Source organism: Streptomyces sp. NPDC004752 (genome assembly GCF_053601275.1).
In genome coordinates, this window is sequence record NZ_JBSGBN010000006.1 from 116,780 (window position 1) to 136,325 (window position 19,546).

Sequence of the window (19,546 nt, forward strand, 5' to 3'; positions counted from 1 at the left end):
CGGTGCGCCGGGGGGCGCCGCGCAGCAGATGGTCGGGCAGGCTGCGTGCGGCGGCCTGATCACGGCGGTGGGCCGTAAGAGGTTCAAAGGCACCGGCTCGGCATGACGCCCGCTCCCAAAGCCTGCGCCGTATGAGGAAACTCGGCCCGGGAAGTCGTCGTCGGCCGACGTCGGACCGCCGGACGTGGGGTGCCGGTCGCCCGTCAGTCCTGGGCGTAGGTTCGAAAGCGGCGTTCCAGCGACTCAAGGGTGTGGCCGCGGGTCTCCGGCAGGAACTTGACCAGGAACAGCAGCGTGCCGAGGTTGATGACGGCGAAGACGAGGAAGGTCGTGCCGCCGCCGACCGCCTCGATGACCGGTGGAACCACCAAGGTCACCACGCCGCCCGCGATCCACTGGGCGAAGACCGCGATGCCGATGGCCCGGCCGCGAAAGCGCAGGGGGAAGATTTCCGATGTCACCAGCCAGTAGCCGGTTCCGATCGCCCCCTGGAAGAAGAAGAGGAACGCCAGCATGGCAGCGATGATCAGGTAGTTGCGTCCGGTGGACTCCGGGAGGAGGAAGGCACCGCCGAGCACTGTGAGTGCGACCGTGACTCCCGTCTGCCCCGTGATGATCACCGGACGCCGGTTGACCCTGCCGTAGACGTAGATGCCGATGGACACCGCGGTGACGGCGACGACACCGTTGGCAATGGTGGTGGTGAGCGCGGCCTTGGTGCCGAACCCGATCGACTCCAGCAGGGTGGGTGCCAGGTACACCATGGCGTTGACACCGGTGAGCTGCATCCCGACGTTGAGCACGATTCCGATCATGAGCAGCCGCCGCACCCAGGGCTGGCGCATCTCGCCGGCGGCCGGTTCATGCGTCCGTTCGGTGATCTCGTCGAGTTCCGCCTGCGCCGTGTCGTGGTCGCGGATGCGGCGCAGTACGGACAGGGCCTCGCCCAGCTGCCCCTTGGCGGCGTACCAGCGAGGCGAATCGGGCATGAACAGCATCCCGAACCACAGGAGCACGGCCGGGATCGTGGCCAGGCCGAGCATGTAGCGCCAGGCGTGGTCGCTGCCGGAGAAGTTCGCGATCAGAGCGTTGCAGGTGTAGGCGATCAGCTGGCCCGTGACGATCATCAGCTCGTTCTGGGAGACGAGCCGGCCTCGGCGGTGGGCGGGGGCGAGTTCCGCGATGAACATCGGCACGGTGGCGGAGGCCCCGCCGACAGCCAGCCCGAGAATGGCGCGGAAGACGACCATGGTGGTGGCGTCAGGCGACAGCGCCGTTCCGATGGCTCCGCTGAAGAACACGACGGCGAAACTGAGGATGGCGCGCCTGCGGCCGAAGCGGTCGGCCAGGCGGCCGCCCAGAAGCGCTCCGAAAGCCGCACCGAAAACGAGGGAGGACGCGACGATGCCCTCGGTAGTGGCCGTCAGACCAAGGCCGCCCTCGTCGGCCGGGTGCCGCATGAACGGCAGCGCCCCGGAGATGACGCCCGTGTCGTAGCCGAACAGCAGGGCGCCGAGGGTGGCGATGGCTGTGATGACCCGGACGAACCGCTCCGGCTCCGCGGTCCTGCCGGACGGCGCCTGTGGTGGTGCCGTGGCAGACCCGGCCCTGGTGATTGGTTCGGTCTCCGGCATGGTGGCGTCATTGCCTCTCGTCGGTGTCCCACTCCGGGGCAGGACGCTGTACTGGTTTCGTGCTGGTGCGCCGCAAGCGCATGCGTGGTGTGCTCCTGTACGGAGTGCTGGTGTCCGGGTCTCGTGCCGCCGGCCCGGAGGTGGCTGTAGGGCCGGCGGCACGAGGGAGGTCACCAGAGGGTCTGGCCGCCCTCGATGACGAGGTTGTGTCCGGTCATGTAGTCCGACACGGCGCTGGCCAGGTAGACGATCCCGCCCTGCAGATCGGTGAGTTCACCCAGGCGTCCCGCGGGGATGTCCGTCAGCCACCGCTCCACCAGCGGGGCGAGGGCCTCGGACTCCTCGATGAGCGCGGTGCGGATGATGCCCGGCGACATGCAGTTGACGCGGATACCGCGGTCTGCCCACTCGGCGGCCAGACTGCGGGTCAGGGTGACGACCGCACCCTTGGACGCGTTGTAGGCGGCCTGCTTCTGCGGGTGGGGAACGATCAGCGACGCCATCGAGGCCGTGTTGATGATCTTTCCGTAGCCGCGCGGGAACATGGCCCGGGCCTCGTGCTGGCAGGCGAGGAAGGCGGCACGGGTGTTGAGGGCGAAGGTCCTGTCCCAGTCGGCGGCCGTGATGTCCTCGGCCGCGGCGTTGGGATTGATGCCCGCGTTGTTGATGGCGATGTCCAGTGCGCCGAAGGCGGACACGGTGTCGGCGACGAAGCGCTCGATCGCCGCGTCGTCGGAGACGTCCGCCTGGAGCGAGATCGCCTCGATGTTCTTGTCGGCGAGTTCCTGGGCGACGGCCTTCGCACGGTCGCCGTCCAGATCGATCACGGCGATGCGGGCGCCGGCTTCGCCGAGCGCGTGCGCGAAGGCCCTGCCGATCCCCGCTCCCCCGCCGGTGATCAGGGCCGATTTGCCGTCGAGACGGAAGCGGTCGAGGACCGTCTTCCCTCCCAGGCCGGTGTAGACGTCATCCTGAGTGATACCCAAGCTGGTCATAGAGGTGTTCCTTGTGAAAAATGCGGGGCTGATGGGCTGGGTACGACTGAGCGGGCGCAGGCCCCGGTCGACTGACCACGGCGGGGCGGCTCTCCGCGCCAACGGTCACGGCTTCTGGTTGGAGAACGTGCGCTCGTAACCGTGGGAGTGCAGCTCCAGCAGGTTGCCGAAGGGGTCCTCGAAGTGGAGGAAGCGGTAGGGCTGGCCGCGGAACAGCGGCCAGATCCGGCTGGTGCGGATGCGTCCCCCGAGCGAGCGGATGCGTTCCTCGGCGGCTTCAATGTCCGGAACGACGAAGCACAGGTGCGAATAGCCGGCCCGCCAGTAGGAGGCGGGAACGCTGGTGTCCACCTCCGGCGTGATGAACTCGAACAGTTCCAGTCCGACACCGTTCGCGCCGACCATGTGTGCCTGGCGCACACGTTGGAAGTCGGGGCCGAAGACGTCGCAGGCTGCCGGGTCCTCGGCCGCGTTGATGTCGAACGGCCCGGAGATCACCTGCAGGCCCAGGGCCTTGCCGTACCAGTCGATCGCTTCTTCGATCCGCGGCACGCACAGGCCTATGTGGCCGATGACACTGCTGACTTCAGACATCAGAACGGCACCTCTCCCCCGCTGTTGGCCACCACTGTCGGTGCGTGGCCACGAGGCTGCGTGGCGAGGTAGAGCGCCAACGAGGCGGTCTCGCGCGTGGTGGCAAACCTCTGCAGCGGGATCTGGTCGTAGATGTCCTTATTGTAGGCCTCGACCGTCTGGCCCTGGGCGGCTGCGATCGCCTCGGTCGCGGCCACGAAAAGTGGCGTCTCGGTGCGTCCGGGACACAGGGCCCGCACTGTGGGACCCTCGGCCTGCGCGGCGGCCATGGCCCGCACCCAGCCGGTGACCGCCCACTTGGAGGCACAGTAGACCGCGTTCTCCCGCTCCGCGCGCAGGGACGCCTGCGAGGAGACGGCGACATAGGTGCCGTGCGAGCGCGTGAGAGGTTCCTTCACGGCTTCGAAAAGGGCTCGAACGGTGGAGGCGTTGATCGTGAGGATGGCGCGTGCGCGTCGCTCGTCGACGTCTGCCAGGGCGACCGCACCCGCGATTCCGTGTGAGGCCACCACTGCCTCCAATGGCTCGTCCGCGACTCGCCGACCGAGCAGTTGGAGGTGTTCCTTGCTGGTCAGATCGCCTGTCATCGTCTCAACGCCGTGCAGGTCAGCAACGGAATCCGGCTTGAGATCATGGGCGATCACGGCGTAACCGCGCTCGACAGCGAGTTCGACGATGGCGCGGCCGATGCCGCCGCCCGCGCCCGTGATGAGAATGCTCATGCCGTCTCCCTCAGATCGAAGGTGGAGCCGGTTACGTAGTCGGCATCCGGGCTCGCGAGATACTGCAGGGCCTGAGCCGCGTCCGCGGCCTGCCTGGCGACCACGATGTTCAGACGCACCACCGGGCCCTGTTCCACCGCGAGGGAGAGAACGGCACCACGGACGGACTCCACGGTCGCGACCACATCGGGGTTGACGCTGCCCCCGGGGGGCTCTGTCACGAGAACGGCGATCAGCCTCTTCTCCCCCGGCGGCACACTCGTCGCCAGCTCTCGCAGACGCTCGAAAAGCACCACATTCGTCTCGGTCACCCAGACGTGGAACGGATCTTCCACCTTCTCGTAACCCAGTGCCACTACATGCAGCGGCTCCGGGGCTTCCACGGCGCCGTCCACGGGGCCGATCGTGATGACGTTGCCACTCGGCCGCGCGTCAGACACGGGACTCATCGCACGCTCCTTCCATCGATATCCGGCGACTTCCAACCGATCATGGGGTGACGCCCTGCCAACCCGAGGATCCACAAGCTCCTGATCAGGCATTTTTCCGGGGCTCTACCTGCGGTCGAAATCAGTTAGCACGCATGTAACGTACGACCCGTACGGTCGACCGGTCAACCATTGATTTGGAATTGGTCGACCTCTCGTACCTCAACGGGTCCCCCGGATTCGGACACGGTCACGGAGCCGTCGGTGCGCGCTGTCCTCCGGGACGGAGCATGCTGTGCCGGCCGGCCCTGCCGCCCGTCCGGCCAGCGTGCCGCAGCGGCATCCCCGGATGAGGTCCGGTCCGCCGTCTGCACCGCAGCCCGGTCCGCTTTGACCTCTGTGCTCGCAGCGCATCTGACGGAGGCCGACGAGTGGAAGATCCGCCTGGTCAACGACCTGCGGGAGATTTCCCTGGCCGATCCGCCCAGGCCACCGCGACAGCGGCGAGATCGGCTTCCCTGGCACCGGCGCGGTCGAGCGGGATGCCTCCGGCAGGCTGATGCCGTGGCCGATGGCCTTCGTCATGGCCCCGCTGGTCCCGTACCGACCCACGCGGCACGTGCAACCCACCTCGACGCGCACCCATCTGCCGAACCGGGTGGCGGACCACCCGGCACTCGTCGCAGGCATTGCCGCGCGCAGCGCCTCACTGGCACCCGCCGTACGGGAATGCCCGCGCTCCGGGCTCCGCCACCAGATGCTCACCATCGAGCAGGGCTCTCTCAGGGGCAGGATTCCGTCGAAGTCCCATACCCAGGGCGAACTCGCCGACCTGATCAAGGCCGCATCGTTGACAGGCCGCTGGACTGCCGAGTCCGACAACCCTTCCACCGTGTTCGCGCTGCTCGGCGCGAGACCCCGAGCCGGTGCAGATCCGGTCGATCACCCTCTACAGCAAGAACGGCGAAAGCGCGTCCTGGACTTCCGGCTCGGCGAGCTCAACATCGTCACCGGCACCTCCCAAGACAGGCAAGAGCGCGCTGCTCGACATCGTCGACTTCTGCCTCGGCAGGGACGAGGCCACGCTCCCGATCAGCCCGATCTTCAACACCGTCGCGTGGTACGCAGTCATCCTGCAACTGCCCGACACCCGCAGCCAGTCGGCGCCTGGACGCCTGCTCTCGGACGCGCTGGAACTGCTGATCAAGGCCCCCACCCCCGCGGCTGGAGCGAAGCTGACGCGCACCCAGATCACCGCGGTCCTGGCCCGCCACCGCCGCCATCACCGCGACGCGAAGGCGAACACCGTCCGGACCGCCCTGCGCGAGAAGCAGCTGGGACTGCCTGAGCCGGTCACCGACGCCTACGCGGCCACCCATCGCCCACGCACGTCTGATCATCGCGTTGAACGAACAGACAGCCACGCTGGAAGCGCAGGTGAAGGCACATTTTCTCGCGCACCCAGACGCTGAGATCTACCTCTCGATCTCTCGATGCCCGGCATCGCAGAGATCACCGGCGCCCGGGTGCTCGCCGAGTCCGGAGACGACCACACCCGCTACGTGTCCGCGAAGGCCCGCAAGAACTACGCCGGCACCAGCCCCGTCACCCGGGCCTCCGCAAGAGCCACACCGTCCAGGCCCGCTACGTCCGCAACAACCGCCTTGCCGACGCCCTCCAGCGCCAGGCGTTCGCTGTAATCAAGGTTTCGGAATGCTGGACGAGCGGTGTCGGTTCATAGTCCCGCGCTTGCCGGCGGGGCAGCACGATGAACCCGGAGGCGCCCTTGGGACGGCTCACGGTCTTGATCGTGAGGCTGAGGTGCCAGATCAACCACACATCGCGGCGGCCACGGCGGCTGGTGTCCGGCGAAGCCTGGTCGCAAGAGTCAAGGGCGCGTGTTCCCGCAATGTAGGAAAGTCCGTCGGTCATCCGGCCCAGCAAGGAGCGCGGAGTGAGGCCCTTCTCAACTTGCAGCAGGCAATTTGCGGCAGATGGGGTGAGGGGTTGCCCTCCGGCTGTTTTTCACACCCCGGCCGGGAGGCGGGGCGGGGCTCCGCGAGCCCTGCGGCGGCAGGAGACCCGTCGCGGTGTCCCGGCCCGCCATGCGCTGCGCGGATCCGGGGGCTAGCGAGCCACCGCGTCCGCCCCCGCCCGCGCGAACTTCTCGTCCAGCGCGCCGGACGGGGCACCCGCGACGCCGATACCGGCGACCGGCGCGCTGCCGGCGGTGACGGGGACGGCACCGGCCAGGAACAGCGTGCCGGGGATGTCCTTCAGGGTCGGGGCCTGCTGGAGGCGTTCGGCGAGCTGGGAGGTGGGGGCGTTCCAGGAGACGGCGGTGTATGCCTTGCGCTGGGCGGACTCGTAGGACTGCGGGCCGGCGCCGTCGCCGCGCAGGGTGACGATCGTGTTGCCGTTGCGGTCGACGACGGCGCCGGTGACGCGCTGGTTCTCCTTCTCGGCGGCGTCGAGGGCGGCCTGCGCGGCCCTGGTCGCGGCGTCGATCGTGAGGTGGGTGGAGGTGGTGGTGGCCCGGTCCGGGGCGGAGGCCAGGGCAGCGGCCGCAGACGCGGGCGCCGTGGCGGGCGGCGAGGCGTTCGCGGACACCGCGCCGAGGGCCGCCACGGCGACGGCGGCGAGCACACCGCCGCCGGTGACGATGCGGGTGCGGCGGGAGAAGGTCCTGTGCACGGGATTCATGGGTCGGTCTACTCCTTCGGTGAGCGGGCGGCCCGGTTGCCGCCGCGCTTCGTCCGCTCGCCACCCTCGGCCCGGAACCGGACCCGCACGGTCGGTGTTCCGGCTGCCCCCAGGGCGCGGGACGGACGACACCGGGGTCATCCGATCGGTTGACCCCTCTGGCCCTCTCACCGGGCCACAATGGAGGTGTTTGCCCAGTTCAGCGCCCAGGAGCGAGAAGGGAGGCGGCCCCGGACGGGGAACCGGCCGCACGAGACGAGCGCAGTGGACGGCACCGTGGTCGGTGACGCGGCAAGCCTGCTGATCCGTGTGGTGTCGTTGCTGGTGTGGCTCAGGTGCTCGTGCGGCGGCGGCCGACGGCCCAGAAGACCACGCCCAGCAGGACGAAGGCGGTCACCGGCACCAGCTCGGTGAGCAGGTAGGTCCACTTCTCGTGCACCGCCCAGCCATCGGGACGGAAGTCGTCGCCGAACCAGTGGACGCCGAGGCCCGGGAAGAATATCTGCACCGTGCAGAAGGCGGCGATGCTCATGGACAGCACCGTCAGGAACGCCACCAGCGGGGCCCGGTAGGGGCGCGGCTGCTGTGGCTGGGCGCGGCGCAGTCGCCAGGCAGCGGGGAAGATGCAGAGGTAGGAGATGAGCGTGGTGGACACCGCCAGGTTCATCCCGACCTCGAAGAACTTGTAGGCGTTGCCCGCGGTGATCTGCTCCCCGGCCACCAGCACGGCGGTGGACACCAACCCGGAGAGAAGGTTGACCCGGGCGGGGGTGCCGAAGCGCTCGGAGAAGACGCCCAGCGCCTTCGGGCCCGCGCCGTCGTAACAGGACACCGCCAACGTCCGGTCCGAGCCCATGAGCCAGACGAGGCCGGAGGTGAAGGCGACGACCACCACCAGCAGGCCCATCAACCAGCCGACGACCGTGCCGAGGCCGGACAGGTGCGCCGTCATCGTGCCGTCGGGAGCGGTGGAGACGTGGCCGCCGACGGCGGTCAGCGCTTGGCGGAAGGCGTCGGGGAAGCCAGCCAGGCCGGTCGCCTGACTGGACGGCAGGACCAGCAGGATGCCCAGCACCGGCAGTCCGTACAACACGGTGGCGGCCACTACGGACTTGGCGATGCCGGAGGGCACGTCCCGGCTGGCATCCTTCATCTCGTCCCCGGCGGAGCTGGGCAGTTCGAAGCCGACCAGGCTGAACAGGATCAGCGGCACCAACAGCACGAAGCTGGGGTAGGTGGGCAGGTAGTCGCCGATGCCCGGACCGTGGAAGCCGTGCTTCAGACCGTACGCGAAGACGACCAGGGTGAAGGTGCCGAGCAGCGCGAACCGGGCGACCGCCCCGATCGTGGCGATCCATTTGCCGACCCGGAACGAGTAGACGGCCAGCAGCACACCGGTCCAGATGAACGCCAGGCCGAAGGCGTAGGTGGCGGGCCGGGACCAGTTGCTGTCATCGCCGAAGAACACGCCGATGCCGCCGATGGCGGTGCCGACCAGTGTGCCGCCCACCCATACCGGGTTGCTGACCCAGTAAAAGACGTTGGCGAGGGCGGCGGGCAGCTGTCCGAAGGCGGTGCGGACCCAGATGTAGGCGCCGCCCTCGTCGGTCCAGGCGGCCCCGAGCTCGGCCAGCAGCATGGCGGAGGGCACCGCGAACACGGCGACGCAGATCAGCATCCAGCTGAAGCCGGCACCGCCCTGGGTGGCCAGGGTGCCCAGGCCGTCCACGCCCACCAGCGTGCAGACGAGGAAGAAGAAGATGTCGCTGCGACCGAAGTGCTTGCGCAGCTTGGCCTTCTGCACGGCGGTGTCCGTGCCGGGTCCCGCCGGGTCGGCGGGGTGGTGGTGTTTGGTATCCATTGACACGGGCTCTCCTGGGCGGGCGAAGGGAGGGGCTGCATGGGTACGGCGGACTCAGGCCTTGGCGCACACTGCGCTCGGCCCGCGAAATGCGGGGGGGGATGCGCACGGCGGCGGTGAGAGCGCCGCGCCGCCGGTCGCGGGTCGTCAGGCCCGGTCGGTCAGGAGCTGCCGGGCGGCCCGCTGTCCGCTGCGGACCGCGCCCTCCATCAGGCCGGTGTAGCTGTCGTCGGCGTACTCGCCGGCGAAGTGCACGGCGCCGACGGGGGCCTGGATCGCGTCGACGTCGGCGGCGGTGGAGGTGGCGGCGTGGGAGGTGTACGCACCCAGGGCGAACGGGTCGGCGGGCCAGCGGGTGATCAGCGGCTCGGCGCCGTCGGCCTCGGGCAGCCCCGGCCGGGTGGCGCGCAGCCGCTCGCTCCAGCTCTCCGCCTCCCGACTGTCGAGGACGCGGTGCGCCGCGATGGCGTCCGCCGAGCCCATGAAGGCGTTCAGGACGGGGGATACCTCGCCGCTGCCGTCGCGGGCGGTCCAGCTCCAGAACCTGCCCTGCACGGACATCACGGCGCTGGTCCCCGGCCGTTCGGCCAGCGGCAGGTGCAACTTGCAGGCGTCGCCGGGCACCAGGGTCTCCAGCGCGTGCCGCTTCCAGTCGGGCAGCGGCACCCGGACCCGGCCGGCGCGCAGCACGGCCAGCGGCAGCGCCACCACCACTGCGTCGTAGAGCTCCTCGCCGGCATCGCTGCGGACCAGCACCGGTCCGGCGGGGCCGTGCGGGCCCTGCGACTGCTCGACGGTGGTGACGGTCACGCCGAGCCGGACCCGGTCGCCGAGCCGCTCGGCGAGTTCCACTGGCAGTCGCTGGTTGCCGCCGGCCACCCGCCAACTCGGCAACGGCTCGAAGGTGCCCACGTGTTCGAAGATGTCGGCGCGGACGGCGTCGGCGCGAGTCGCCGCGGAGATCTCCACGCGGGCCTGCAGCACCCGGCGGACGTCCTCGTCGGCGCCGGTGGCATCGATGGCGGCCAAGGCGGTGGTCAGTTCGGGACGCTCGGCGGCGAGCTCGGAGGCCTGGGCGCCCACCGCCGCGATCTGATCGACCGTCACTTTGGGCAGGTCCGCGGGGTGGCGTACGTAGTAGCTCATGCCGGTGTCGGCCAGGCGCAGCCCGGCGGCGGCCAGCAGTTCACCGAAGGCGGTGTAACCGTCGAGAACGAACTCGGCGCCTCGCTCGATGACGGCGGCGCCCAGCGGCGTCTCCAGTCGCTCGGACCAGACCCGGCCGCCGACCCGGTCGCGGGCCTCCAGCACCGTGACCGTACGGCCGCTGCCGGCGAGCACGGTGGCGGCGGCCAGGCCGGCCAGGCCCGCGCCGATGACACAGACGCGGCCGCCGGTCGAGGCCGACGGGGTGTCAGTTCTCATGATTGGGTTCCTCTCTTCGGGCCGGTTCGCTTGCGGCGGTGCGGCCGTGCTGTGCTGTGGGGTTGGATCCGGGCGTCGCGGTGGGCATGCGTATGCACGTGAGGATGGCGGCGAGGTGGCGCGGCGGCCGCCGGGGCCGTCGACCATGCCGACCCGGCCGGCGATCGACGATCTCGCAGCCGTCGACGGTGGTCCCGTAGCACTCGCACCACGTCTCGCGAGCAAGTTCCCGATCCGTGATCGCTGTCCCGTGCGGGATGGCGGGGCAGGGGCCGGGAGGTAGGCGTGTCCGGTGGGGCGTCCCTCGCCCCGCGGTCTGAAGGAGGTTGCCGGGTACGGGCGGCACAGGTCTGTCTTTCTGCCGTTGCCACGGGGGAGTGTGCCGGCTGTGTCGAGAGTCAGGAGCAGTAGAACGCGAACTGCTTGAGCAGGGTCTCGTCCACGCGGTACTCGCCGCGCCAGCCGGCGGCGATGACGAAGGCGTCGCCGGCGGTGAAGGTGCGGGTCTCACCGTCGTCTCCGACGAGGGTGACGCGTCCTTCGAGGATCCGGGTGTACTCGTCTCCCGGGTAGGAGTCGATGTACTCGGAGTACGGTTCCGCTCGCCACGTGCCGACACTCAAGCGGCCGTCGGAGCTGGTCAGATGATTCGACTCCTGCTCGTTCGGGCTGCCGCTGCGCAGCGCATCCGCCGTGACGTAGTGACTCGGCCGCATCTCGGCGAGCACGTCCTCGGCGCGGGGCATCTTGGTGATCTTCGGCATGTCGTTCCCCTGGTTCGCTGCGTTGCTTGTTACCTGTGAGGCCGCCTGTTGGCTCGTCACGGCGCGGCGAGCAGCTGGCGCGCCGCCCCGCGGCCGGTGCGCACGGCGCCCTCCATGTAGCCGCAGACCCATTGGTCCGAGCCGCAGACGTAGAACGGGGGTTCGTGCCGGCCGTGGAGCGGTCCGACCGCGGTGACGTCTCCGGGCCGCCAGGCGGTCACGTACCCCTGCGTCCAGGGATCGGTTGCCCAGTTGCGCAGGTAGACACTGAGGGGGCGGGCCGCCTGTGGGCCGAACGCGTCGGCGACCTCGTCGAGGAGTTCTTCCTCCCGCAGGTGCTCGGGTGTCGCCAGGTAGGCGCCGAGGCGCTCGGGCGGCACGAGCCCGGACATGACGCCGTCGCCCTGGGCCCAGGTTCCACCGAGGAGATTGTGCTCCATGTAGCTGGTGCCGTCGAGATTCGCGTCCTCCCAGAAGGAGTGTTCGTAGACGGCGACAAACTTGGTGGCGAGAGCGTGTCGCTGCCGGGTCAGGGAGGTGAGCTTCTCCTGGCTGACACCGCTGAGATGGAGTCGGCGAAGCGGTCCGGCGGGGATCGCGCACACGACGTCGGAGCACCGCATCCGTTCGCCGCTGGTCAGGGTCACGTCGACCCGCCCTGGCCGGACATCGATGGCGCGCACGGGGCTGCTGTAGCGGATGCGGGATCCGAGTTCGTCGGCCATGCGCAGTGCGACGGACGCCGAGCCCTCCAGGACTCGCTCATTCTCCCATGCCGCGTAGTTGTAGAAGCCTTCCGCTCCCGCGGCCGACTCCTTGCGCAGGTCGGCGAGCAGGGAGGTGCGCTCGACGGATTCGACGGCGAGGGCGAGGTGGGCGAGTTCCAGGGCCCGCACGACGGCGGGTGTCGCACCCACCGACCGCAGCCAGTCCCCCAGCGACAGGCGGTCGAGGGCAACAGCGTCGGGATGGCTCCAGGGGTCGTCCGGGTCGACGGTCGCGGCGAGCTTGGCGTACTGCTTCTCGACCTCGTCGTAGCAGCGTCGGTCCGAGTCGCTCATCCAGGGCATGTCGTCGCCGGTGACGCGCCTGCCGGACAGGATCCAGGACAGTTCGCCCTGGCCGGCGGTGAAGGTGGAGCCGAGCGTGAGGCCTAGTTCGGCGACGAGTTCGCGGTAGGCGGAGTGAAAGGTCCCGATGATCTCTCCGCCCAGCTGGACGGTGCGGCCGTCGCCGGTGGTGGCCTGTTCGACTCGGCCGCCGGCCCGGGCCCTGGCCTCCAGGACGAGGACGTCGGTTCCCGACCCGGCCAGGTCGCGGGCCGCGCTGAGACCGGCGAGTCCCGCGCCGATCACGATCACGTCATGCCTGGTCATCTTGGTTTCTCCTCGTGCAAAGGGGTGGGGTGGGACTGGCTCCTTGACGGGGTGGTCAGGAAGCCACTGGCTCGGAAATCTTGGTGCTCAGGGGATTACGTCGGCGGTACTTGCGGGCGGGAACGTAGGCGAGCGTGGACAGGAGCAGCGTGCCACCGACCAGCCACACCGAGACCAGTCCGTACTGCTTGAGGTTTTCCCAGGTCACGTAGCAGATGACGGCGGTCATGGGCAGGCCGACGGCGGCGACGCCGGCCCAGCTGCCGGGGATCTTGGCGGGTCGGGCGAGCTGCGGCTCTTTGATGCGCAGGGCGATCAGCGCGGCCAGGTTGATCAGGAGCAGCAGGTTGATCAGGAAGACGTCCAGGACGACGAGGTCGGTGAAGTCGCCCAGGCTGAACAGGGCGTAGATCACCGAGCAGACGAGGACCGACGTCACGGGTGATCCTGTGCGGGGGCTCTGCTTCGTCAGGGCGGGGGACATCCATCGGTCCTGGGCGAGGACGAAGACGGAGCGCGAGTTGCTCAGGAGCAGGGAGGAGTAGAGGCCGATCGCGCCGAACATGCCGCCGATGGTCACGAAGACCTCAAGCCAGGGCCCGCCCAGGGTTTTGGCGATGTCGCCGAAGGACCCGGTTTGCCAGTCGGGCCAGCCGCCCACTGCCAGGGCGCCGGCGAGCGGCAGCACATAGGAGGCGACGATGATGCCCATGGAGACGAGCATGGCCTTCGGGATGACCCGGACCGGGTCCTTGATCTCCCCCGCTATCAGGCCCACCCGGTCGAATCCGCAGTAGCTCCACATCACCAGGGACAGTCCGGCTCCGAACGCGGCGGAGGAGGTCGTGCCGGACGCGGTCAGAGGGCTGAAGGGGTTGATGTGGTCGGTGACGAGACGAGAGATGCCCAGCCCTGAGAGTACGGCCAGCGGTGCGAGCGCGATCAGCGTGAACAGCAGCGAGCTGTCGCCCACGCTCTTGGCGCCGCGGATGTTGAGCAGGCCGAGCGGCACGATGACGCACACGACACCGACGATCCAGTGCAGGTCGATCGTGAACGGTCCGGCGGACCAGAACACCGTCTGTCCCGCGCTGGCCGGCAGAGCCAGGACGGCCAGGTAGTTGGCGAAGAGGATGGGGTAGAGGGCCATGTCGACCCAGCTGTTGACCCAGCGCAGCAGGCCGGCCTGGAACGCGAGGAAGTTGCCCAGGCCGCGCTTGGCCCACTCGTAGGTGCCGCCCTCGACGGGGATGGCGGTGGCCAGTTCGGTTGTGATGGCCGCGATGGGTGCCCCGTAGACGAGGGGCATGACGGCCAGCAGCAGGAGCCCCATGCCCGGCCCGGATGTGCTGACGAGCCCTTCGAGACCGTAGGCGCCGCCTGAGACGCTGAAGAAGATCAGGCCGACCAGGGGCAGGAAGGCGATCTGTCTCGCCAAGGGTCTGGACCCTGCGTCGTTCTCGTACACCGTGAGCTCCCAATTCGTCGTTGAGGGGGAGGCTGGCCGGGGTGTGCCCGGGGAGGCTTGGTGCGGTCCCGCGGAGTCGGGTTCGCGGGACCGCCTGCTGGAGGGGGTGTCTGCGCTGCCGACAGACCGGGTTTCTGCGGCCCGACCAAGCGCTGCGCAGTGTCTCCTCGCGGTTGGCGGACGAGGTTCAGTGGTTACTGCTCATGACGTGTTTGATGCGGGTGTAGTCCTCCAGCCCGTAGAGCGAGAGGTCCTTGCCGTAGCCGGAGTGGCGGAAGCCGCCGTGCGGCATTTCGGCGACGAGGAGCAGGTGGGTGTTGACCCAGACGCACCCGAAGTCGAGCGCGGCGGTGAGCCGTTGGATCGTGGCGTGGTCCTTGGCCCACACGCTCGATGCGAGCCCGTACTCGACGCCGTTGGCCAGCCGGATGGCCTCTTCTTCGGTGCTGAAGGTCTGCACGGTCAGGACGGGGCCGAACGTCTCCGACTGCACGATGACGTCGTCCTGCCTGACGCCGCTGACGAGGGTGGGTTCGACGAAATAGCCCACCGATCCGACCCGGCCGCCGCCGGTGAGGACCTGTGCGTGCGAGGGCAGGCTGTTCAGCTTCGCCGTGACGGACGCGAAGTGGCGGGCGTTGTTGAGGGGGCCGTAGAACGCGTCGGGATCGTCAGGGGCTCCGGGCTTCAACGCCCGCATGCTCTTGACGAGGAGCTGGACGAAGTCGCGCTCCACGGAGGCGTGGACGAGAACGCGCGTGGCGGCGGTGCAGTCCTGTCCGGCGTTGTAGCAGGCCGCCTGGGCGATGCCTTCGGCAGCGGCCTCCAGGTCGGCATCGGCGAAGACGATGGCGGGTGCCTTGCCACCGAGTTCGAGGTGGGCGCGGGTGAGGTTCTTCGCCGCGGAGGTGGCGACAGCGGCGCCTGCCCGCACCGAGCCTGTGATGGAGACGAGCCCGAGTGCGGGATGTCCGACGAGGGCCTGGCCGGTGTCCGCGTCGCCGAGAACCACGTTGAACACGCCCGCCGGGAGAACGTCCTGCACGATCCGGGCCAGGGCGACGGTGCTCTCAGGCGTGGTGTCGCTGGGCTTGAGGACCACCGTGTTGCCGGCCGCCAGCGCCGGGGCGATCTTCCAGATCGCCATCATGAACGGGTAGTTCCACGGCGTGACCTGTCCGACGACTCCTATGGGTTCCCGCCGGACGTAGGAGGTCATGCCCTCCATGTATTCGCCCGCGGACTTCCCTTCGAGCGTCCGGGCGGCCCCGGCGAAGAACCGGACCTGGTCGGCGCTCACATCGACCTCGTCCGTGGCGATCATGGACTTGGGCTGGCCCGTGTTGCGGCACTGCGCCTCGACGATGGTGTCGCGGTGTGCCTCGATGGCGTCGGCCAACGTCAGCAACAGGCGCTGCCGGGTGGCCGGGGTGGTCCGCCGCCAGGAAGTGGACGCCTCTTTCGCCGCGGCGACCGCGTCGTCGACGTCGTCCGGCGACGACACGGCGACGGTGGCGACGACCTGCTCGTCGACGGGATTGACCAGTTCGATCTCCCGGTCGCCCCCGGGGGCCACGAAGCGCCCGTCGATGAAGTTGTGCAGCGGCTGGTCGCTCATGAGTAGATCTCCTCGCGGACGGCGCCAGGACGGCTGTGGATGATGCGGTCGGCGGCACGCTCGCCGCTTCGGACGGCGCCCTCCATGAGGCCGGTGAAATCGGGGTCCGTGTACTCGCCCGCGAAGTGGATCGCGCCGACGGGGCGTTCCAGCAGTTGAGCGTCCTCTCCCGTGGCCTCGGGGCCGTGGGCGGCATACGCTCCACGGGCCAGCGGGTCGGTACCCCAGACGGTGTGGACAGCGGGCCGCGACTCGTCGAAGTCGAGATCGGGGCGCACCTGGCGGGTGGCCGCCACCCACTCCTGAGCGGATTCCTCCACGCCCGCGCGGCGGATCGCCGACAGCGATCCCATGAAGCCGTTGAGCACCGGAGCGACCTTGCGGCCGGCGTCCACGGCCGTCCAGTTCCAGAACCGGCCGCCCACCGACATCACGGCGCTGGTGGAAAGTACCGAGCGCAGCGGCACGTGCAGCTTGGCGGCATGACCCTGCACCACGCGGTCCAGCACGGCCCGCTTCCAGCCCGGCATCGCGAGCGTGAGAGCGGCACGGTCGCGGACGATGGCCAGAGGCAGAGCTACGACAGCCGCGTCGAACACCGCCGTCGTCCCGTCGGCCGAGACGACAACGCCGCGCCGGTCCTGGCTGATGCCGCGAACCTTCACGCCCGGGCGGACCGAGCTTCCCAAGCGGGCAGCCAGCGCGTTGGGCAGGTGCTGGTTGCCGCCGCCCACCCGCCAACTCGGCAAGGGCTTGAACGACGCGACGTGTTCCAGCGCCTTGGCCGTGACCCGGTGCGCCTCGTTGGCCGTGGAGATCTCCACCCGCGCGCGCAGCGCTTCCACCAGGACCGGATCCAGGTCGAGGCGACCCAGCACATCCTCCGTCGAGGGCATGCCCGGCAAGCCGGCGGCCAGTGCCGCGGCCTGCTGGCCAGCGGCGGCGACGTCCTGCGTGCTGATGTCCGGCGTTTCGGCGAGCGCGCGCACGTAGTAACTCATCCCGGTATCGACGAGATCGAGACCGGTGAGCTCCAGGAGTCGACGCATGGCGTGGTACCCGTGCAGCACGAATTCCGCCCCGCGTTCGATGACGCAGGCGCCGTCCTCGACCGCGATGGTCTCGGACCACACACGGCCGCCGACTCGGTCACGGGCCTCGAACACGGTGACGTCGCGCCCGGCCGCCTGGAGCCGGGTCGCGGCGGCCAGCCCGGCAAGTCCCGCTCCGACGACGACCACGCGCCGGGCTGCTCCCGAACCGTTCGCCGTGGCGCCTTCGGGGCGGTACTGCTGCGCGTCGAACGCATTCACCGAACATCCCATCCTTCCTGGGGTTGGGCAGGCGCCGGTGTGCCGCCGAGGGGTCGTCGTGTGCGGCGCGGTGTACCAACTGCCGTTACCCGCGAAGGGGGGCCGGGCGCCGCCGCTGGGCGCAGAGCAGGGTCCGCTGCGGTGATGGCGGCGCCGATGAGCACGGTCGGGCCGTATGCCCTCGCGGCGTCGTCGCGGGTGTCGATGACGGCCATGCTCACTCCGCCTGGGACCCGGGCGGCCCATCGGCGGGCACGTCGGCCTCGACACGGCTCGCCCCGACACGCGCGATCGCGTTGATCTCGATGCGCATGCCATGGGCCAGCAGTCCTGCCTTCACGGCCGTGGAGGCCGGATAGGGAGCGGTAAGGATCTCCTGACGTACGTCCTGGAACTCGCGGTAGGCGTCCGTGTCGGACACGTACACGTTCATGCTGACGATGTTCGCCAAACCGGCCCCGAAGGAGGCGAGCACCGTCGCGAGGTTGTCCAGGACCTTGCGCACCTGCTCCCGGCAGTCGCCGGTGATCAGCTCGCCCTGGTCGTCGAAGGGGCCGATGCCCCCGGTGAAGATGAGCTCGCCGGCCCGGGCCGCTTGAGCGTAGCGGGCCTGCGTGGCCCAGGCCCAGGGACCGTGAAGAGTTTCGATGATCATGCCTCTGCTTCCGCCAGACCTTGCCAGATTTATCGACATTCATCCTGAATAGGAGATTGCAGTTGGAGGGACAGTAGTCTCGGCGCGCTTCAGGCTCCATCATGCTGCCGTAAGAGAAAACGTCTGAGATATGTACTGGAGTATGGGTGCCATGGCAGACCTATTGACCGTCGGAGACCTGGTGGGCATGCCAACTCTGGGACAGACCGTGCTGGCCGGCGCCGACGGGCTGGATCGCGTAGTGCTGTGGGCTCACAGTTGCGAAATGCCTGACCCGTGGAGCTGGCTGGGGCCGGACGAACTGTTGATGACGGTCGGGCTGTGCCTGCCGACTTCCAGCAAGGACCAAGTGGCCCTCATCGAGCACCTCAAGCGCGCACAGCTGTCGGGCATGACCATCGGCGACGACCAGCTGGCTCCCCCGCTCACTCCGGAGATGTTCGCAGCAGCCGATCGCCTCGCTTTCCCGATCCTCCTCACGGACCACAGCGTCCCGTTCGTCACCGTGGGACGCACGGTCGCGCTGGCCAACGAAGCCGGGCAAGCCCAAAAGCTCCTGCAGATCAGCCGCCTTTACCGGGCGCTGAACAGCGTTCCGTCGAACCCGGCCGAGGCCATCGCCGAAATGGAGAACACCTTCGGCATCCGGATGGCCGTGGCAGACCGGACCACGGGCGCCCTGATCCTCCCCGGAGCGCTGGCCCCCTCCCCCGAGACCGTCCGGGCACTCTGCCGGCCGGCCAAAGGGCGAGAGGCATCGAACTTGGGGGACGAATCCGGATCGGCCCGCAGGGCCAAGGCATGGGAGCTGGCTGCGGTTCGCAGCTCACTACTGCTCGTGGAGGAATCGGGCTCGCGCATGCTCGACGCCTTCGCTCTGACGCACCTGAAGCAGGCGGTTACCGTCGCGGTGAACAACCTCCACGCGACCTACATGCTCACCGTCGCCCAGGGCGAACACCTCACCTCCCTCGTACTCGCCGGGCAGATGCCCATCGACGTACTGGCTGCGCAATGCCAGGAACTAGGGCTGGTCGAGGACGTGATGGTGGTCATCGCTGCAGCCACAGACGCGCCCAACGACCTGCTCATCATGCTTCACGCAGCCGACGTTGCCCACCTGCCCAGACGGACTCCCGCCCAGCTGATCTGCTGCGTCGGCCACAGCGCAGTGGACGCGGCCGTCAGCGCCGTCAAGCCCCTTGCCCAAGCAGTCGGGGTATCAGAGCCCTTCAGCGCCCTGACCGATCTCGACCGGGCCATCGACAAAGCTGTCTGGGCACTCGCCGCCGCTCCCAGACAACCAGACGGCGTTGCCCAGTACGAACAGGTGCGCGGCTCGGTACTACCTCGGGACAACGAGACCGCACACGAGATCATCGAGACCGTCCTCGGCCCATTGATCTCCGCCGATGCACGAAACGGCCGCCTCCTCGCCACGTTGATCTGCTTCCTGGCCAATGATCGCAGCTGGACCGCTACAGCCGAGGAGCTCAGCATTCACCGCCAGAGCCTGGGTTACCGGCTCCGTCAGATCGAAGCGGCGACCGGCAGAAGCCTCAAGGACTCCCGGGACATCGCCGAACTCTGGGTCGCCGTCACTGCCTGGTCGATCTTTCGAGATAAGAGGTCGTCCAGTTCCACTGTTTAGTCCCTGGATTCCCTGATTCGTTGAGGTTCTAGTGTCTCGTGACCCTGATTGCGTTACTTCGAGTTGTTATTGACGAGTTTCTTCACGCTGGTCTGAGGATCTCGTGGGCGGTGGCGGTCCAGGTGAAGGGTTTCGCGTTCTCGTTCCAGGAGTTGATGTAGTCGCGGATCTGTTTGACCAGGACGTTGACGCTTGCGAACGTGCCTCGGCGTATGGACTGCCGGGTGATGATCCCGAACCAGATCTCGTCGGGTAGGACCGCTGCATTGCTGCAGCGGTCCCCCCTCAGAACCGGCCATGCCCGCTTTCCGAGCAACCGGCTCAAGCAAGCCCCTTGGG

Annotated in this window: 17 protein-coding genes and 2 pseudogenes; 4 read left to right on the forward strand and 15 right to left on the reverse strand. The window is 68.9% G+C overall.

The window, feature by feature from the left end; translation table 11 throughout:
- Window positions 1-203: 203 nt before the first annotated feature.
- From ACWEKM_RS04700 to ACWEKM_RS04720, 5 genes are all read right to left on the reverse strand, one after another.
- Window positions 204-1,634, reverse strand: a complete 1,431-nt coding sequence (locus ACWEKM_RS04700) for a sugar porter family MFS transporter (RefSeq protein WP_451619691.1) — start codon at window positions 1,632-1,634, stop codon at window positions 204-206.
- A gap of 170 nt (window positions 1,635-1,804) precedes the next feature.
- Complete coding sequence (locus ACWEKM_RS04705; RefSeq protein WP_451619692.1) at window positions 1,805-2,629, reverse strand: SDR family NAD(P)-dependent oxidoreductase; 825 nt, start codon at window positions 2,627-2,629, stop codon at window positions 1,805-1,807.
- Window positions 2,630-2,734: 105 nt separating this feature from the next.
- Entirely contained in the window at window positions 2,735-3,223 is a 489-nt protein-coding gene (locus tag ACWEKM_RS04710; RefSeq protein WP_451619693.1) for a VOC family protein, read from the reverse strand.
- On the reverse strand, window positions 3,223-3,945 hold the full coding sequence (locus ACWEKM_RS04715; RefSeq protein WP_451619694.1) for an SDR family oxidoreductase: 723 nt from the start codon (window positions 3,943-3,945) through the stop codon (window positions 3,223-3,225). Before ACWEKM_RS04715 ends, ACWEKM_RS04710 begins: the two co-directional genes overlap by 1 nt.
- On the reverse strand, window positions 3,942-4,394 hold the full coding sequence (locus tag ACWEKM_RS04720) for a hypothetical protein (RefSeq protein WP_451619695.1): 453 nt from the start codon (window positions 4,392-4,394) through the stop codon (window positions 3,942-3,944). Before ACWEKM_RS04720 ends, ACWEKM_RS04715 begins: the two co-directional genes overlap by 4 nt.
- 535 nt (window positions 4,395-4,929) lie before the next feature.
- Between ACWEKM_RS04720 and ACWEKM_RS04725 the strand changes: the two are divergent.
- The 3 genes and pseudogenes from ACWEKM_RS04725 to ACWEKM_RS04735 form a co-directional block, all read left to right on the forward strand.
- Window positions 4,930-5,280: pseudogene (locus ACWEKM_RS04725) on the forward strand (three component ABC system middle component); the annotation flags it as partial.
- 19 nt (window positions 5,281-5,299) lie between these two features.
- Complete coding sequence (locus tag ACWEKM_RS04730) at window positions 5,300-5,845, forward strand: hypothetical protein (protein WP_451619696.1); 546 nt, start codon at window positions 5,300-5,302, stop codon at window positions 5,843-5,845.
- Window positions 5,846-5,866: 21 nt separating this feature from the next.
- Complete coding sequence (locus ACWEKM_RS04735; protein ID WP_451619697.1) at window positions 5,867-6,073, forward strand: transposase; 207 nt, start codon at window positions 5,867-5,869, stop codon at window positions 6,071-6,073.
- Between the two features lie 427 nt (window positions 6,074-6,500).
- On the opposite strand, the gene ACWEKM_RS04740 is transcribed toward ACWEKM_RS04735, so the two are convergent.
- The 9 genes from ACWEKM_RS04740 to ACWEKM_RS04780 form a co-directional block, all read right to left on the reverse strand.
- Entirely contained in the window at window positions 6,501-7,076 is a 576-nt protein-coding gene (locus ACWEKM_RS04740) for a GlcG/HbpS family heme-binding protein (protein WP_451619698.1), read from the reverse strand.
- Between the two features lie 331 nt (window positions 7,077-7,407).
- Window positions 7,408-8,937: an APC family permease gene (locus ACWEKM_RS04745; RefSeq protein ID WP_451619699.1), complete on the reverse strand. Its 1,530-nt coding sequence runs from the start codon at window positions 8,935-8,937 to the stop codon at window positions 7,408-7,410.
- 147 nt (window positions 8,938-9,084) lie between these two features.
- Window positions 9,085-10,362 (reverse strand): flavin monoamine oxidase family protein, encoded by a 1,278-nt coding sequence (locus ACWEKM_RS04750; protein WP_451619700.1) that lies wholly within the window; start codon window positions 10,360-10,362, stop codon window positions 9,085-9,087.
- Window positions 10,363-10,760: 398 nt separating this feature from the next.
- On the reverse strand, window positions 10,761-11,126 hold the full coding sequence (locus ACWEKM_RS04755) for a cupin domain-containing protein (RefSeq protein ID WP_451619701.1): 366 nt from the start codon (window positions 11,124-11,126) through the stop codon (window positions 10,761-10,763).
- Between the two features lie 56 nt (window positions 11,127-11,182).
- Window positions 11,183-12,502 (reverse strand): flavin monoamine oxidase family protein, encoded by a 1,320-nt coding sequence (locus tag ACWEKM_RS04760; protein WP_451619702.1) that lies wholly within the window; start codon window positions 12,500-12,502, stop codon window positions 11,183-11,185.
- A 55-nt stretch (window positions 12,503-12,557) separates the two neighbouring features.
- The gene (locus tag ACWEKM_RS04765; protein WP_451619703.1) at window positions 12,558-13,940 is read right to left on the reverse strand and encodes an APC family permease; all 1,383 of its coding nucleotides are present in this window, start codon (window positions 13,938-13,940) and stop codon (window positions 12,558-12,560) included.
- Between the two features lie 217 nt (window positions 13,941-14,157).
- Window positions 14,158-15,588 (reverse strand): aminobutyraldehyde dehydrogenase, encoded by a 1,431-nt coding sequence (locus tag ACWEKM_RS04770; RefSeq protein ID WP_451619704.1) that lies wholly within the window; start codon window positions 15,586-15,588, stop codon window positions 14,158-14,160.
- Window positions 15,585-16,901, reverse strand: coding sequence for a flavin monoamine oxidase family protein (locus ACWEKM_RS04775; protein WP_451619705.1), 1,317 nt, complete (start codon window positions 16,899-16,901; stop codon window positions 15,585-15,587). Before ACWEKM_RS04775 ends, ACWEKM_RS04770 begins: the two co-directional genes overlap by 4 nt.
- A 217-nt stretch (window positions 16,902-17,118) precedes the next feature.
- A complete protein-coding gene (locus ACWEKM_RS04780; RefSeq protein ID WP_451619706.1) occupies window positions 17,119-17,556 on the reverse strand; it encodes a RidA family protein in 438 nt (145 codons plus the stop codon).
- Between the two features lie 151 nt (window positions 17,557-17,707).
- Between ACWEKM_RS04780 and ACWEKM_RS04785 the strand changes: the two genes are divergently transcribed.
- Window positions 17,708-19,207, forward strand: a complete 1,500-nt coding sequence (locus ACWEKM_RS04785; protein ID WP_451619707.1) for a PucR family transcriptional regulator — start codon at window positions 17,708-17,710, stop codon at window positions 19,205-19,207.
- Window positions 19,208-19,289: 82 nt separating this feature from the next.
- Here the strand turns inward: ACWEKM_RS04785 and ACWEKM_RS04790 are convergent.
- Window positions 19,290-19,546, reverse strand: a pseudogene (locus ACWEKM_RS04790) (hypothetical protein); the annotation flags it as partial.

Bases quoted from the DNA above. Each gene is read 5' to 3' on its own strand.
- ACWEKM_RS04740 (WP_451619698.1), bottom strand. From the start codon at position 7,076: ATGAATCCCGTGCACAGGACCTTCTCCCGCCGCACCCGCATCGTCACC.
- ACWEKM_RS04710 (WP_451619693.1), bottom strand. From the start codon at position 3,223: ATGTCTGAAGTCAGCAGTGTCATCGGCCACATAGGCCTGTGCGTGCCG.
- ACWEKM_RS04705 (WP_451619692.1), bottom strand. From the start codon at position 2,629: ATGACCAGCTTGGGTATCACTCAGGATGACGTCTACACCGGCCTGGGA.
- ACWEKM_RS04780 (WP_451619706.1), bottom strand. From the start codon at position 17,556: ATGATCATCGAAACTCTTCACGGTCCCTGGGCCTGGGCCACGCAGGCC.
- ACWEKM_RS04720 (WP_451619695.1), bottom strand. From the start codon at position 4,394: ATGAGTCCCGTGTCTGACGCGCGGCCGAGTGGCAACGTCATCACGATC.
- ACWEKM_RS04735 (WP_451619697.1), top strand. From the start codon at position 5,867: ATGCCCGGCATCGCAGAGATCACCGGCGCCCGGGTGCTCGCCGAGTCC.
- ACWEKM_RS04770 (WP_451619704.1), bottom strand. From the start codon at position 15,588: ATGAGCGACCAGCCGCTGCACAACTTCATCGACGGGCGCTTCGTGGCC.
- ACWEKM_RS04755 (WP_451619701.1), bottom strand. From the start codon at position 11,126: ATGCCGAAGATCACCAAGATGCCCCGCGCCGAGGACGTGCTCGCCGAG.
- ACWEKM_RS04760 (WP_451619702.1), bottom strand. From the start codon at position 12,502: ATGACCAGGCATGACGTGATCGTGATCGGCGCGGGACTCGCCGGTCTC.
- ACWEKM_RS04700 (WP_451619691.1), bottom strand. From the start codon at position 1,634: ATGCCGGAGACCGAACCAATCACCAGGGCCGGGTCTGCCACGGCACCA.
- ACWEKM_RS04715 (WP_451619694.1), bottom strand. From the start codon at position 3,945: ATGAGCATTCTCATCACGGGCGCGGGCGGCGGCATCGGCCGCGCCATC.
- ACWEKM_RS04745 (WP_451619699.1), bottom strand. From the start codon at position 8,937: ATGGATACCAAACACCACCACCCCGCCGACCCGGCGGGACCCGGCACG.
- ACWEKM_RS04785 (WP_451619707.1), top strand. From the start codon at position 17,708: ATGGCAGACCTATTGACCGTCGGAGACCTGGTGGGCATGCCAACTCTG.
- ACWEKM_RS04750 (WP_451619700.1), bottom strand. From the start codon at position 10,362: ATGAGAACTGACACCCCGTCGGCCTCGACCGGCGGCCGCGTCTGTGTC.